Origin of the sequence: Natrinema sp. H-ect4 (genome assembly GCF_041894845.1) — an archaeon.
GTDB lineage: Archaea > Halobacteriota > Halobacteria > Halobacteriales > Natrialbaceae > Natrinema.
The window spans coordinates 31782-45502 of sequence record NZ_JBHDYC010000017.1 but is presented as its reverse complement, the minus strand read 5'-3'; the positions used below and the strand labels follow the sequence as shown (position 1 = coordinate 45502).

The 13721-nt window shown below is 63.1% G+C and carries 13 protein-coding genes; 6 read left to right on the top strand and 7 right to left on the bottom strand.

Annotation, left to right across the window (positions count from 1 at the left end; genetic code table 11):
• Nucleotides 1-65 precede the first annotated feature (65 nt).
• Nucleotides 66-395, top strand: coding sequence for a hypothetical protein (locus ACEWFR_RS18895; RefSeq protein WP_374062513.1), 330 nt, complete (start codon nt 66-68; stop codon nt 393-395).
• A 332-nt stretch (nt 396-727) separates the two neighbouring features.
• Here the strand turns inward: ACEWFR_RS18895 and ACEWFR_RS18890 are convergent, their stop codons facing one another.
• Nucleotides 728-1480, bottom strand: coding sequence for a hypothetical protein (locus ACEWFR_RS18890; protein ID WP_374062512.1), 753 nt, complete (start codon nt 1478-1480; stop codon nt 728-730).
• Between the two features lie 406 nt (nt 1481-1886).
• Here ACEWFR_RS18890 and thsB point away from each other — a divergent pair, with 406 nt between their 5' ends.
• Nucleotides 1887-3557: a thermosome subunit beta gene (thsB, locus tag ACEWFR_RS18885; RefSeq protein ID WP_374062511.1), complete on the top strand. Its 1671-nt coding sequence runs from the start codon at nt 1887-1889 to the stop codon at nt 3555-3557.
• A gap of 273 nt (nt 3558-3830) precedes the next feature.
• Here thsB and lrp read toward each other — a convergent pair whose 3' ends face one another.
• Nucleotides 3831-4295: an HTH-type transcriptional regulator Lrp gene (gene lrp / locus ACEWFR_RS18880; RefSeq protein WP_098725428.1), complete on the bottom strand. Its 465-nt coding sequence runs from the start codon at nt 4293-4295 to the stop codon at nt 3831-3833.
• Nucleotides 4296-4421: 126 nt separating this feature from the next.
• Between lrp and glnA the strand changes: the two genes are divergently transcribed.
• Complete coding sequence (glnA, locus tag ACEWFR_RS18875) at nt 4422-5777, top strand: type I glutamate--ammonia ligase (RefSeq protein ID WP_374062510.1); 1356 nt, start codon at nt 4422-4424, stop codon at nt 5775-5777.
• Nucleotides 5778-5822: 45 nt separating this feature from the next.
• Here the strand turns inward: glnA and ACEWFR_RS18870 are convergent, their stop codons facing one another.
• A complete protein-coding gene (locus ACEWFR_RS18870) occupies nt 5823-6470 on the bottom strand; it encodes a metallophosphoesterase (protein ID WP_374062509.1) in 648 nt (215 codons plus the stop codon).
• A gap of 153 nt (nt 6471-6623) precedes the next feature.
• Between ACEWFR_RS18870 and ACEWFR_RS18865 the strand changes: the two genes are divergently transcribed.
• Nucleotides 6624-6893, top strand: a complete 270-nt coding sequence (locus ACEWFR_RS18865) for a hypothetical protein (protein ID WP_374062508.1) — start codon at nt 6624-6626, stop codon at nt 6891-6893.
• A 105-nt stretch (nt 6894-6998) separates the two neighbouring features.
• On the opposite strand, the gene ACEWFR_RS18860 is transcribed toward ACEWFR_RS18865, so the two are convergent.
• A complete protein-coding gene (locus ACEWFR_RS18860) occupies nt 6999-7844 on the bottom strand; it encodes a helix-hairpin-helix domain-containing protein (RefSeq protein WP_374062507.1) in 846 nt (281 codons plus the stop codon).
• A 199-nt stretch (nt 7845-8043) separates the two neighbouring features.
• Between ACEWFR_RS18860 and ACEWFR_RS18855 the strand changes: the two genes are divergently transcribed.
• Nucleotides 8044-8562 carry a gamma carbonic anhydrase family protein gene (locus ACEWFR_RS18855; protein WP_374062506.1) on the top strand — a complete coding sequence of 173 codons (519 nt, stop codon included), beginning with the start codon at nt 8044-8046 and terminating at the stop codon, nt 8560-8562.
• A 45-nt stretch (nt 8563-8607) separates the two neighbouring features.
• On the opposite strand, the gene ACEWFR_RS18850 is transcribed toward ACEWFR_RS18855, so the two are convergent.
• A complete protein-coding gene (locus ACEWFR_RS18850; protein ID WP_374062505.1) occupies nt 8608-9111 on the bottom strand; it encodes a hypothetical protein in 504 nt (167 codons plus the stop codon).
• 77 nt (nt 9112-9188) lie between these two features.
• A complete protein-coding gene (pdhA, locus tag ACEWFR_RS18845; protein WP_374062504.1) occupies nt 9189-10319 on the bottom strand; it encodes a pyruvate dehydrogenase (acetyl-transferring) E1 component subunit alpha in 1131 nt (376 codons plus the stop codon).
• 1399 nt (nt 10320-11718) lie between these two features.
• Here pdhA and ACEWFR_RS18840 point away from each other — a divergent pair.
• Nucleotides 11719-12531, top strand: coding sequence for a TrmB family transcriptional regulator (locus ACEWFR_RS18840; protein WP_374062503.1), 813 nt, complete (start codon nt 11719-11721; stop codon nt 12529-12531).
• Nucleotides 12532-12596: 65 nt separating this feature from the next.
• Here ACEWFR_RS18840 and ACEWFR_RS18835 read toward each other — a convergent pair whose 3' ends face one another.
• Nucleotides 12597-13706 carry an aminomethyltransferase family protein gene (locus tag ACEWFR_RS18835; RefSeq protein ID WP_374062502.1) on the bottom strand — a complete coding sequence of 370 codons (1110 nt, stop codon included), beginning with the start codon at nt 13704-13706 and terminating at the stop codon, nt 12597-12599.
• Nucleotides 13707-13721: the final 15 nt, after the last annotated feature.

Genomic DNA, 13721 nt, shown 5'->3' with positions numbered 1-13721 from the left:
CCGTGACTCTCTTCGCGTCGGAAATCGGGGAATATCCAAGTGCCTCGAGAACGTACCACATGCCGATGGCGCTCTGGGGTTGGCTCATCGGTTACGTCGTGCTGTTCGCCCTGCTCCACCTGCTACTGTACTACATCTACGCCCGAGGTGACGATGACGACGGCGAGCGCACTCCCTCTTTCGCCGACCCGAATCGCGCGAGCGCTCGATCCTCGCCGGGTTCCGATCGGTACCCGCGCGCGACCGACGATATTGGAGACACCGATCCCGAGTACGAAGATCCCGACCTCGAGATCGAGGGGGAGACGATTCGATGCCCTCACTGTGGTGCACCCAACGAAGCCGATCAGACGTTCACCTACTGCTGGAACTGTATCTCTGGGCTTCGGCAGTGACCGTCGCCGATGGGCGCGCAGGTTTCGGAACTGCCCCTCACGAACCGGCTCGCGGATCCGACCGAAGCGATGCGACAGTCGGTTCCCAGTTCGCTCAGACCGCTGCGAGATTCTCCAGTACTAACCGACACTATCCGTTATATCTTCCTGGTTCCTGCGGTAACAAATGATTACGCTTTTCGTCTTCAGACGGAGAAGGGAAGGGGACGAACAGTAATTCACGCGCTGACCGACTGTCTGGGCGTCGACGTGACCGACAGCCGCGTCCCGCTGTCCGAGACCGTCCAACCCTCCTATTTTCACGCGACTCGTTCCAGCAAAACCGACCGCTCTTACGCCGACAGCTCCGTCGCGAGCCGCTCGAGGTGATCGACGCCGACGACGGCGACGGCGTCGCCCGGCTCCGATCGAATCGTCTCGAGGCGATCGACCATACACCCTTCGCGCGTGTCGTCACGGTAAGACAACGCGCTGCCCTCCGTCTCGACGCTGCCCAGCAGCGCCTGAACACCGGCGACGTGCGAGCGCTCGTGAGCGGCCTGTCGGTCCGGCGGGTCCTCGGGATCGATGTCGTACTCGACCCGCTCGCCGGGGACGACCGTCATTGACGTCGCGTGGGTCAGCGTCGCGGCCACCCGACAGGCGAGCGCCTCGCGGGTCGCGCCGCCGACGCTCGAGATGACGCGCCGGGCCGTCCCGGGCGAGACGCGATCGGCGACCAGCCGCGCGACCAGTCGGCGGCAGAACGACCAGTTGGGGGCGTCGATGCCGACGGGATCCGCGTCGGGTGCGGCGCGGATCGCCGCGCTCATTTCGCCGCCAAAGCGAGGCGGCGTCGGGTCGTCGGCGTCACCGTTGCGGGCATAGATGCGATACAGGGGCATCGCGATGGGCGGTAACTCGAGTGCGAGCGTCTCCGGCTCGACGCGCTGGAGGATGCGCTCGACGCGCGCGATACTCGCGGGGTGGTCGTGGACGACGCCCACCAACACCAGATCGCCGGTCGAGTCGGTGAGCCGGCGGCAGAACTGGGGGGTAATCCGGGGGTCGTCGAACGATTCGGAAACGGACGGGGACTCGTCCATTGCTCGAGTGGTAATACGTGACTACCGGCATAACCCTTCTGTTGTCTTGACTCGGAACCGAGTCAGAAGTATATCGAGCGAGCGACGCCGGACAGAAATCCGTTTCAGTCGTTCAAAGTGCGTATTACTGGTACTGTCTCGAGTCCGATCTCGATCGTCAGTCCCCCTCGAGATCGGGGTGGTCTCGCGAGTGCCGCCGCCGTCGCTTCGGCCATCACCTAATATAAAAACGCCGTGTCGCCGATCGAATGGGAACGATTGACGATCGGATCCCATCGAAGCAAACCCAGGGGATCGTCCCGCACTCCCTCGGTTTTTCTCGTTTATTGATCGAACCGTTCGACATCGCCGCTCGCGAGGATTGGGAAAGATTTATATAGAATCACAAACAATCATCCGCTCGACTATGAGTCAGCGAATGCAGCAGGGTCAGCCGATGATCGTAATGAGCGAGGACTCCCAGCGCGTCAAGGACAAGGACGCGCAGGATTACAACATCAGCGCCGCCCGTGCGGTCGCTGAAGCCGTCCAGTCCACGCTCGGTCCGAAGGGAATGGACAAGATGCTCGTCGACTCCATGGGATCGGTGACGATCACCAACGACGGCGTCACCATCCTCAAGGAGATGGACATCGACAACCCGACGGCCGAGATGATCATCGAGGTCGCCGAGACCCAGGAGGACGAGGCTGGCGACGGCACCACGACGGCCGTCGCGATCGCCGGCGAACTCCTCAAAAACGCCGAGGACCTCCTCGAGCAGGACATTCACCCGACGGCGATCATCAAGGGCTTCCACCTCGCCAGCGAGCAGGCCCGCGAGGAGATCGACGACATCGCGACCGACATCGACACCAGCGACGAGGACCTCCTCCGGAAGACCGCCGAAACCTCGATGACCGGCAAGGGTACCGAGGTCAACAAGGAGCACCTCGCCCAGCTGATCGTCGAGGCCATCCGTCAGGTCACCGTCGAGGACAATGAGGGCAACAACGTCGTCGACCTCGAGTTCCTCAACATCGAGACCCAGACCGGCCGCAGCGCCGGCGAGTCCGACCTCCTCGAGGGCGGCATCATCGACAAGGATCCCGTCCACGACAACATGCCCACCGAGGCGACGGACGCGGACATCCTGCTGCTGAACGAGGCCATCGAAGTCGAAGAGGCCGACGTCGACACCGAGGTCTCCGTCACCGACCCCGACCAACTCCAGAAATTCCTCGACCGCGAGGAGAAACAGCTCAAGGAGAAGGTCCAGCGCATCGTCGATCTCGGCGCGGATGTCGTCTTCTGCCAGAAGGGCATCGACGACCTCGCCCAGCACTACCTCGCCAAAGAGGGCATCCTCGCAGTGCGCCGCGCCAAGAAGAGCGACCTGGAATTCCTGCAGGAGGTCGTCGGCGCGTCGCTCGTCTCCGACCTCGAGAGCGCGACTTCCGAGGACCTCGGCTTCGGTGACGTCACGCGCGACGACGAGGACGAACTGTTCTACGTCGAGGGCGAGGACGCCCACGGCGTCACCCTCCTCCTTCGTGGCTCGACCGACCACGTCGTCGACGAACTCGAACGCGGCGTCAACGACGCGCTCGACGTCGTCGCACAGACCGTCTCCGACGGCCGCGTCCTCGCGGGCGGCGGTGCGATCGAGGTCGAACTCGCCTCGCGTCTGCGCGACTTCGCCGACTCCGTCTCCGGCCGCGAGCAGCTGGCCGTCGAGGCGTTCGCCGACTCGCTCGAGCTCGTCCCGCGCGTCCTCGCCGGGAACGCGGGTCTCGACTCGATCGACACGCTGGTCGACCTGCGCGCGGCCCACGACGACGGCCAGATTACGGCCGGCCTGAACGTCTTCTCGGGCGACGTCGAAGACACGTTCGAGGCAGGCGTCGTCGAACCGGCCCACGCCAAGGAGCAGGCCGTCACTTCCGCCGCCGAAGCGGCCAACCTCGTGCTCAAAATCGACGACATCATCTCCGCCGGCGATCTGTCGACCGACAAGGGCGACGACGAGGCCGGCGGCCCCGGTGGTGCCCCCGGCGGCATGGGCGGCATGGGCGGCGGCATGGGCGGCATGATGTAAAACTAAATTTTCCTCTGCGGGCCAGCGAAGCTGGCCCTCGGCAAAATTTAGTATAAAAGCACTCCTCCTTCCGTTCCGACCCGCTACGCGGGTCTTCACATCAGTCGTCGGCCCGCTCGCTCACTGCGTTCGCTCGCGGTGAACGGCGTCGCTCGGGTTCTTCGAACCGCTCGCTCGCCGACATCTGGTTGAGGGAATAACTATCGCTCCTCCAGTGGTCTGATCGGTGTCGCCACTGCTCGCGATGCATAGTATTCGAAAAGAGCCGTCCGATTACTCGTTCTCGTCGACCTCGAGGTCGAACTGTTCGTTCTCGCTCACGGCGTTGAGGACGACGCTGGTGTTCGAGGCCTTGATGTCAGGGTCGGTCAGCAGCTGTTTGATCTGGTCGTTCATGCCGTCGGTGTCTTCGAACTTGCCGATGGCGATTACGTCGTAGTCACCGGTGACCTCGTAGACGCTGGTCATCTGGCGGTGGTCGCGCAGGGTTTCCGTGACGTCGGGCAGCGCGTTCCCCTCGACTTGTAACTGGATGACTGCGGTCACGTCGAACCCGGCTGCGCCGTAATCGACGCGGGGGGTGTAGCCCTGGATGACGCCCTCGTCCTCCAGCGTGGAAAGGTGATTCGAGACGGTCGTCACCGAGACGTCGAGTTCTTCGGCGAGGCTTCGCAGGCTCGCTCGGCCATCGCCAAGGAGTGAATTCACTAGTTTTGCGTCGAGATTTTCGTACGTCATCACATCTACCCACTCATTGGGGCCTTTAGAACTTTACGAATATACAGTTTGGACGGGGAGAGAGAAGATTTGCTTAGAACAGTAGTGTTTTAATAGGTGAGTTCCGAGGATACGACCACGAGAACAATGACAAGCGGAAACCTCACTGACGCCGAACAGGCGGTACTCGACGAGATCGAGGAGCAAGACGTCGACTTCCTCCGACTGCAGTTCACCGACATTCTGGGAACGGTCAAGAACGTCTCCGTTCCGGCCCGACAGGCCGAGAAGGCGTTCGCCGAAGGGATCTACTTCGACGGGTCGTCCATCGAAGGCTTCGTTCGCATTCAGGAGTCGGACATGCGGCTCAAGCCCGATCCGGACACGTTCGCGGTTCTCCCGTGGCGCCAGAAAGAAGAGAGCGCAGCCGCCCGAATGATCTGTGACGTCTACGACACCTCCACGGGCGAGCCCTTCGAGGGCGACCCGCGCCGCGTCCTCAAGAACGCGCTCGACCGCGCCGACGAGATGGGCTATACCGTCAACGCCGCCCCCGAACCGGAGTTCTTCCTCTTCGAAGAAGACGAGGATGGCCGCGCAACGACCAAGACGAACGACGCCGGCGGCTACTTCGACCTCGCGCCGAAAGACCTCGCGAGCGACGTTCGTCGCGACATCATCTACGGCCTCGAGAGCATGGGCTTCGAGGTCGAGGCGAGCCACCACGAGGTCGCCGAGGGCCAACACGAGATCAACTTCACCTACGACGACGCGCTCTCGACGGCGGACAACGTCGGCACCTTCCGCACCGTCGTCCGCGCGATCGCCGCCCAGCACGACCTCCACGCGACGTTCATGCCCAAGCCGATTCCGCGAATCAACGGCTCGGGAATGCACACGCATCTCTCCCTGTTCACCGAGGACGGCGAGAACGCCTTCCACGACGACGACGACGAGTTCAACCTGAGCGACGAGGCCCACGCGTTTACCGCCGGCATCCTCGAGCACGCGCCGGCGATCACGGCGATCGCCAACCCCACGGTCAACAGCTACAAGCGGCTGGTGCCAGGCTACGAGGCACCGGTCTACGTCGCCTGGTCCGACCGCAACCGCTCGTCACTGATCCGCAAGCCGGCCGCACGAACGCCTGCGGCCTCGCGCGTCGAACTGCGCTCGCCGGACCCGTCCTGTAACGCCTACCTCGCGCTCGCCGTCATGATCCACGCCGGACTCGACGGCATCGAGAAGGACCTCGACTGTCCCGACCCGGTTCGCGAGAACATCTACGACTTCGACGAGGCGAAACGCGAGGAGTACGGCATCGACACGCTGCCGGCGAACCTCGGCGAGGCCGTCGACGCCCTCGAGGAAGACGACGCGATCTACAACGCGCTCGGCGACCACGTCAGTTCCAAGTTCGTCGAGGCCAAGCGCCAGGAGTTCGAGGACTACCTCGTCGACGTCTCCCAGTGGGAACTCGACCGCTACCTCGAGACGTTCTGAGACGGTCGCCGCCGGTAGCATCCGTTCTTCTCCGTTCTTTTGCGTTCAGTCACCGACCGACAGGTCGTGCTCGTAGCTCTCGAGTGCTAGCGTCTCGGGCTCGAGCGTGTAGTAGCGCTCCCAGGCAGGCGCGAGACTCACGACCCTGGTTCCCGAGATCTCGGCTTCGCGATGGCGGTGGTGGTGGCCGACCAGACAGAGTTCTGGCGAGAGCGTCTCGAGAACGTCGTCGACGTACGTACAGCCGGGATCGTAGCCGTAGGACAACAGACCGTTCGGGGCCTCGTGGGTGAGGAAGACATCGATATCCTCGAGGTCGGCGGCTCGGTCGATGTCCTCGTGGGTAAAGTGCCGCCGGCGCTCGCCGGCGAGTTCGTCTCGCGGCAGGTCGTACCTCGTGGGGGCGAAGTTGCCCGAGAGACCGGCCACGCGAAGGCCGTCGACCGTCGCCGCCGTGCTCGCGAGGAGATGCACGTTGTCGTTCGTTTCCGCGGGGTGCTCGCCCGCCCGTAGCGCGTCGATCACGTCGAAGTCCTCGTTGTTGCCCGCGATGAACCACGTCGGCGCCGGCAGATCGTATCGCTCGAGGTCGCCGAGCTGGAGCACCCGGTCGGGCTCGAGGGTTCGATAGAGCTCGAGCAGGATTTCACACCGGTCGGGGTCGGACGCGTGGGCGTCACCGAGGACGAGCATGGTACCACATAGGTGGGTGCCCCGGATAGTATCCACGCCGAGCCTTACCGATTCGCTGCGTTTCGGATCGCAAAACTGGGTGTCGAGTGATTGACTGCGTACCCGGGACATTCAGGGACGTGATTTAGTCATACGGCTGTCGGAGAACCGAGTATGACCGACACGCCAGACATCAATACGGTAGAGACGGAAGACGACTACGTCCACGTCCGGTTCCGGGATCCGGATCGGTACGACGAGATACGGACGCCCGACTGGGCGGAGCAGCCGGCGGAGTCGGTCTCCGAAGGGAGCGAAGTCCGGACCGGAAAGGTCGAAGGCGAAGACGACTGGGAGGTCACCAGCGTCCTGATCGAGAAACACGTCGGCGAGGACAAAGCGACGGAGCAGGCCCGTGAGATCGTCGACAAAATTCAGTCCTGAACTGCGTTCCGTTCCTGTCGGTCGCACCGTCACCGATTATGACATCCTCCCCGGCGTGAACGCCGGGGTTTCCTCGCGCTGGGAGTCTCGGCTATGCCGAGTCCATCAGGCTTCGGCCTGCTCGATCCACTCTTCGGCCTGGCTCTCCGAAATATCGGCGGCCTCGGCGACGGCTTCGGCACCGGCGCGCGTGAGGTCGTCGATCGTCGCGATGCCGGCCTCCGAGAGCTGTTCGCGGACGTCCGCGTCGATTCCCTCGACGGACTCGAGGGTGTGCTCCGGATCGGTTTCGATCTTCGTGTGTGGCTCGTTGGCCCCCTGAACCGGAATCTGCTGGGTGACTGCCTCGGTCTGTGCTTCGAGTTGCCGCTGGAACTGCTCGATCTGGTCGGCCTGCTGCTCAAGGAGTTCCTCGACGCCGCCGGTCTGTTCCTCGAGTTGGTCCTCGAGTCGGTCCTGTAGCTCCTGGGTCCGCTCGAGTTGCTCGCGGAGTTGTCCCGAGAGTTCGTCGACGTTCTGGACCGTCTGGTCCTCGACGGAGCGCGTAATCTCGAGGAACTGGTCGGTCTGCTCGTCGAGCGCGTCGACGAACTCTTCGGAAAGCTCGTTGGCAGAGTCAACATCTCGCTCGAGTTCGCGCTCGAGTGCGTCGTAGAACTCCGCGTGAGTCGATTTCAGCTGGTCGAATGTCTCGTCGATGGTCCGGTGGACCTCGGGAGCGTCGTCGCTCGGCAGCATCGCGGCCGTCGCACTGAGGTAGCCATGGGTCGCCGCCTGCGCGAGCTCGAGTTGCTGGCGCTGGAGCGATTTCTGGCCTTTGATCCCGGTGAGGGCCATCGTGTCGACGGTTCGTTGCGTGGCCATTCCCTGCTTGAACAGCTGCTGGCTCTGTTTGACTGCGGTTCGCTGTGCGTCGAACATCGCTCGGATGGGGGATTCTGAGTGACTCATTGTCTTCGACTAGCCGTCCGGTTCGATACGGGATAAGTAATGGCCTTGCATACCACTGAATGGTTCTGAATGGTATTAATCGGTCTCGTGACCTGTGTAATCACTCGCTTCGATTTCGTCCAGGAGCAGTTTGACTCGAAAGAGACTGTCACGAGTGCGGTACCGCGGTATTATCCGTCCGATCGTGGTCGTTTCACGCATGGACGACAGCAGACGCTACGAATTCGAGGGGGAGCGACCGATGATCGACGACGGGGCACGGGTGAGCAGGGAGGCGACTCTCGTCGGCGACGTCCGAGTCGAAGCGGACGCGAGCGTCTGGCCCGGCGTTGTCCTTCGAGGAGATATCGGCCCCGTCCGTATCGGCCGGGAGACACACGTCGGCGACAACGCCACGATTCACGTGTCACGGCTCGAGGACGAGGTCATGGTGGGACACGGCGCAGTGCTCAACGAGACGACCGTCGAGGAGCGGGCGCTGGTCGGGTTCAACGCGACGATTAATTCCGACGTCACGATCGGTAGCGGGAGCATCGTCGCCGCGGGGACCGTCGTTCCCGACGGCTACTCGATCCCGCCCGAATCGTTCGTCCGCGGCGTCCCGGCGGAGATCACGCCGCTCGCGGAGACGGGGATCGACGCGGCGGCGGTCCTCGAGGCGTTTTCCTCGGGTGACTACACGAATCTGGCCCAGCGCCACGAAGAACTGTTCGAGTGACGGCTCCCGATACCGCTCGAGGAGGGAACGTCGAGGGCCCCGGCGTCAAGCCTGCTGGGTCGCGTCCCCGATCTCGAAGATCTCTCGGTAGAGACTCTCGGCGAGGCGATCGATGTCCGCTTCGGCTTCGCTGGCGGCCATCGTGTCGCCGATCCCTTGCCACTCGACGGCCAACCGAGCGATCGGGACGAGTGCGATGCCGCCGATGACGATCTCGCCGTCGGGGGTGTGGACCCGCCACTCCGTCTGCATCCCGTTCGACGACCGGGTGACGTCATCGACCTGCCCGCCGGCCGCGACCCACTTCCCGACGAGTTCGTCGGTAATCCGGCGGAGTTTCCGTTCGCCAAGCAGGTGAAGCGCGACGCCGCCGCTCGCCAGCAGGACGAACGCGGCGGCCGCCATCGGGAGGCCGCCGTAGGGCACGTTTATCGACGCCGCGAGCGCGGCCGTCACGACGACCAGCCCGAGCACGCGCGCGTCGACCGCGCTCGGCACCGTGCCACTCCAGGTCGATGTCGCACCCCGGGACGACTGCTCGAGTTGCATATCGACTGCACCTCGACACGATGGTCGGATAGTCGTTCGCCTGTCTACCGACCGGCTTTATACGCCCATTCTGGAACTCACTCGTCCTCGAGTAACGCCTCGTCGCCGTGGGTTTCTCGCAGGGATTCCAGATAATCGCGTTGGTCCTCGAGTCGCGAGGTCGGCTCCGCGTAGGTGTACTCGAACATCTCGCTGGGGTCCCCGCCGACGCCTTCGGCGCGCTCGACCAGCGTCTCGAGCGTCTCCTCGATCTCAGTTTCGATCGCGTCGATTCGGTCGTCGTCGTCGAGGACACCGTTGTTCCGCAGGTACGCCTCGAACCGGTCGATCGGATCGCGCTCGCGCCAGCGCTCGACTTCCTCGTCGTCCCGGTAGACGCTGGGATCGTCCGCCGTCGTGTGTGCACCGTACCGGTACTGAACCGCCTCGATCAGTGTCGGCCGCAACCGGTCGCCGTCTGCCTCGAGCGCGTTCTCCCGCGCGGCTTCCGTAACGACGTAGGTCGCGAGCGGGTCCATGCCGTCGACCTGAACGCCCGTGAAGCCGTAGGCGTGGGCCTTCTGGGCGATCGTCGCGCTCGCGGTCTGGCGTTCGCGCGGGACCGAAATGGCCCACTGGTTGTTGTTACAGAAAAAGATCGTCGGCGTGTCGAACACGCCCGCGAAGTTCATCGCCTCGTGGAAGTCCCCCTCGGAGGTCGACCCGTCGCCGAAGTGGACGACGCCCACGCGCTCGTCCCCGCTCAGTTTCGCCGCCCACGACCAGCCCACCGCGTGGGGGAGGTGGCTGGCGATCGAGATGTTCAGCGGAAAGACCTCGATGTCCGCCAGCGCGGCGTTCCCGTCCTCGTGGCCCATCCAGTACAGCAGGTACTCCCAGGGGAGTCCCCGCGCGGCCAGCGCGCCGTGCTCCCGGTACTGGAAGGAGAGCATGTCGTCGTCAGCCAGCGCGTACGTCGACCCGATCTGCGACCCCTCCTGACCGGCCAGCGAGGAGTACGTCCCCAGTCGACCCTGCCGCTGGAGGCTGATCATCCGCTCGTCGAAGCGCCGGGAGAACCGCATGTCCCGGTACATCGATCGCAGGGTCTCCGGCTCGAGGTCCGGTTCCAGTTCGGGTGCGACGACGGTCCCGTCGGCGTCGAGCACCCGGATTCGATCGTCCGGTGCCCGATCGAACAAGTCGTGCTCGAGGACGTCGCGTGACATGACTACACCGATGGAGGCCCGATACATAACAGTAGCTCTCAGCGAGTTTTCGAGGGGGTGTGTCGCGTTCGCTGCGCGGGCGTGCCTCCGTCATTCGACGCTGAGACCGACTGTCACTCAGTTAATCAAAACTCACACTCTCGTGAAAATGAGCTGGATTCATAGATACAGATACACAATCACTGTATATTGATGGAGCAAATTTCTGATAAATTATTCGACGCATTAGCGAACGAGCAGCGACGACGAATACTATTCGACCTCGCGGAGCGAAATCTACGGGACAACTCACCGATCTATATCGACGCACCATCCGATACGACTGATGACGGCGAAACGGCCAGTATCGAGCAGCATCACGTTCATCTACCGAAGTTAGACGACCGCGATTTCATCGACTGGGAACCGGGTTCGAACACCGTCGAAGTGGGGAATCGGTTCGAGGAAATCGCGCCGACACTGGAACTGCTACGCGACAATCGGGAGGAATTGCCCGCCGATAGCGTGTAATTTCCACAGACATCGTTTCTTCCACGTCCCACTGATCTCTCGTGCCGAATTTCGCCCACCAGCGGTACCCCGACGAGTAGATAGACGTTCTCCACGTCGAAGACTACGATGGGGACGTCCGTCTCACGCGAGAAGCGTTTACGGCGATCGATCGGGAGACGACGCTGCACGTCGTCGACGACGGGGACGACATCGTGGACTTCTTGCGGCGGCGGGGCCAGTACGACTCAGCACCTCGACCGGATCTCGTCTTCTCGATTTGAACCTCCCCGGAAGGGATGGACACGACGTACCTGGAAGCGATCGAGGACACGCCACAACTCAGGCGACTTCCGGTGATCGTTCTGACGGGTTCGAACAGGAGCGTGGATATCGTGACCTGTTATCGCACCCACGCCAACGCCCACGTACCGAAGCCGTCGACGCTCGAGGAGTCGTCTCGTTCGTCACGGCACTCGAAGCGTTCTGGCTCTAACACGCACAGCTTCCACCGAGTTCGGCGTACTCTCCTGCACTCTTGGGACTCGAGTCGGTTCTGCCTACCACGCTTACTGACAGGAACCGAATCGTCGTGATTGGCACGAGCGAACAGCTATCTGTCTACTAACAGTCAGTCCGCATCCGACCGTACGATTTGGCGGAACCAGTGAAGCCTCTCCCATCTTGTTTCGTAGTAAATGGCGAGCCCTATTGTGGTTGGGCCGTAACAGGACTCACCACTCCCTCATTTCGCCCGTGCACTCAAGTAGCTTGTGTGATAATCTGAGTGAAACGGCAATTCGCGGAGAGAGTCCAACGTGACGCCAGTGACTGCGGTGGAAGACACGAATCCTTTTCCATCCTCGCGCGTTATCCTACGTGTTCGGCTATCCGGACTCGTGGTTGGGCCATGACAGAGAACGAAACTACAAGAGAGGCGATTAGCCTGTTGCAGGACCTCGGGCTACAGGAATACGAAGCGCGCTGCTTTATGGCGTTGAACCAACTCCCCAATGGAACGGCAAAGGAAATACACGAGATTTCCGAGGTGCCCCGAACGAGGGTGTACGACGCCATTCGGGTGCTGGAATCGCAGGGGCTGGTCGAAGTACAACACACCAGTCCGCAGGTGTACCGCGCCGTCAGCGTCACCGAGGCGACGCAGACCCTGCGACAGAAGTACGACAACCGGATCGAAACACTCGAGAGCTACCTCGAGAGCACGGAAATTCAGGACGCTACAGAGAACGAACACGTCCAGGAGGTGTGGTCGCTCGCCGGTCACGAAGCGATCGAGTCGCGAACGATCGATCTCATCGACGAGGCGGAGTCAGAGATCGCGCTGCTCGTCGTCGACGAGGACATTCTTTCCGAGACGATGTTCGATAGCTTACAGCGGGCAGTCGATAGGGATCTCTCGATGATCCTGGGCGGGCAGACGGACGCGATTACGGGCGCGCTCGGCACTGAACTCCCCAACACCCGCGTGTTCGAAACCGGTCTCGACTGGCTCACCGGGTTCGAGAGCGACAACGAAGTTGCGATCAGTCGAATCCTCCTCGTCGACCGCGAAACGCTCCTGGTTGGATCGTACTATCCCAACGCCGCCGGCAGCGCGAAAGAACAGGCGATCTTCGCCCGCGGTCTCGAGAACGGGATCGTCGTTCTGCTTCGTCGGCTGGTGACCGCCGGATTGCCCCAGATCAAGGATCCGGGAACGTGACTCCGTTTTCTCGGCCGCCGCGGACGAGGAGCGACCGCTGAACGAGCCGCGACGCCGCTCTCGGACTACTGATACTCGGGGAGCCGATCCGACCGATCCGACCCCTCGACGAACGGCAGTTCGGTGCGAGTCGCAGCTACCTCCTTGCCCCCGACTCGGACCGTCAGGTCGTCGCTCTCGAGGTCGTAGTCGACGATCGCCAGCGCGATGACGTCCCCGAGCATCGGGCTCTCGCCCGCGCGGGTCACCTCGCCGACCGATGCGTCGCCGTCGAAGACCGCCGCGCCGGCGTCGGGAACTGGTCGGTCCCCGCTCTTGCCGTCTCCTGTGAGCGTCAGCCCGACGAGTCGCCGGCTGGGCTGGCCGCGATTCTCGACGCGGGAGACGACCTCCTGACCCACGTAACACCCTTTCTCGAAATCCAGCGCGTTTCGGAGGCCGAGCACGTTCGGGAGCGTCCCCTCGAGTTCGGTGTGAAAGAGCGGCGAGCCGGCCTCGAGCGCGAGGCTCTCGAAGGTGCGATAGCCGAAGGGGGCGGCGTTGAGCCCCTGGTTGAGCAGCGTGTCGTGGACGGCTGCGGCGTCGTCTGCGGCGCAGATCACCTCGTAGCTCTCCTCGCCGGTGAGCGCGTCGGTCCGGATGACGGAGACGCCCTCGTCGCCCATCGTCCCGCGGACGAAGGAGTAGCGTCGGTCGGGCGAGCCGGCACCGTTGAGCACGCTCGCGATTTTCTCGGTGGCGTGTGGCCCGTGGATCCCGAAGACCGCATAGTCGTCCGTCGCGACCCGAATGTCGACGTCCTGAATGAACACCTTCTCGCCCCACTCCTCGGCGAGCGGTTTGGCGGCCTCGGGCTGCGTGAAGAGCAGCAGTCGCTCGCCAGCGTTGTAGACGTACAGTTCCACGTCGATCCCGCCCTGGGGATCGAGCACGAGCGCGTAACACCCCTGTCCGTCTTCCGTGGGGACGCGATTCGATACCACGTTATCGACGTACTCGACGCGGTCCCCGCCCTCGACGACGATCACGCCGTAGGCGAACTCGAGCAGGCCGACGCCGTTGCGGACCGCGCGATGGGTCCGCTCGGGTCGCCCGTAGTGTTCGACGATCCGTCGATCGGCGCGCTCGCCGAACGTCGCTCCGTGATCCTCGTGGACCGACTCGATGACACTCATGCGTACTCACTGGTG

What these genes read in the sequence shown, in the direction of transcription:
- ACEWFR_RS18870 (WP_374062509.1), bottom strand. Translation starts at nt 6,470, where the DNA reads ATGCTCGTCCTCGGTGACGCCCACGCGTCCGACCCCGACCGGTGTGAA.
- ACEWFR_RS18835 (WP_374062502.1), bottom strand. Translation starts at nt 13,706, where the DNA reads ATGAGTGTCATCGAGTCGGTCCACGAGGATCACGGAGCGACGTTCGGC.
- ACEWFR_RS18865 (WP_374062508.1), top strand. Translation starts at nt 6,624, where the DNA reads ATGACCGACACGCCAGACATCAATACGGTAGAGACGGAAGACGACTAC.
- pdhA (WP_374062504.1), bottom strand. Translation starts at nt 10,319, where the DNA reads ATGTCACGCGACGTCCTCGAGCACGACTTGTTCGATCGGGCACCGGAC.
- glnA (WP_374062510.1), top strand. Translation starts at nt 4,422, where the DNA reads ATGACAAGCGGAAACCTCACTGACGCCGAACAGGCGGTACTCGACGAG.
- lrp (WP_098725428.1), bottom strand. Translation starts at nt 4,295, where the DNA reads ATGACGTACGAAAATCTCGACGCAAAACTAGTGAATTCACTCCTTGGC.
- ACEWFR_RS18860 (WP_374062507.1), bottom strand. Translation starts at nt 7,844, where the DNA reads ATGAGTCACTCAGAATCCCCCATCCGAGCGATGTTCGACGCACAGCGA.
- ACEWFR_RS18895 (WP_374062513.1), top strand. Translation starts at nt 66, where the DNA reads ATGGCGCTCTGGGGTTGGCTCATCGGTTACGTCGTGCTGTTCGCCCTG.
- ACEWFR_RS18890 (WP_374062512.1), bottom strand. Translation starts at nt 1,480, where the DNA reads ATGGACGAGTCCCCGTCCGTTTCCGAATCGTTCGACGACCCCCGGATT.
- thsB (WP_374062511.1), top strand. Translation starts at nt 1,887, where the DNA reads ATGAGTCAGCGAATGCAGCAGGGTCAGCCGATGATCGTAATGAGCGAG.
- ACEWFR_RS18855 (WP_374062506.1), top strand. Translation starts at nt 8,044, where the DNA reads ATGGACGACAGCAGACGCTACGAATTCGAGGGGGAGCGACCGATGATC.
- ACEWFR_RS18850 (WP_374062505.1), bottom strand. Translation starts at nt 9,111, where the DNA reads ATGCAACTCGAGCAGTCGTCCCGGGGTGCGACATCGACCTGGAGTGGC.
- ACEWFR_RS18840 (WP_374062503.1), top strand. Translation starts at nt 11,719, where the DNA reads ATGACAGAGAACGAAACTACAAGAGAGGCGATTAGCCTGTTGCAGGAC.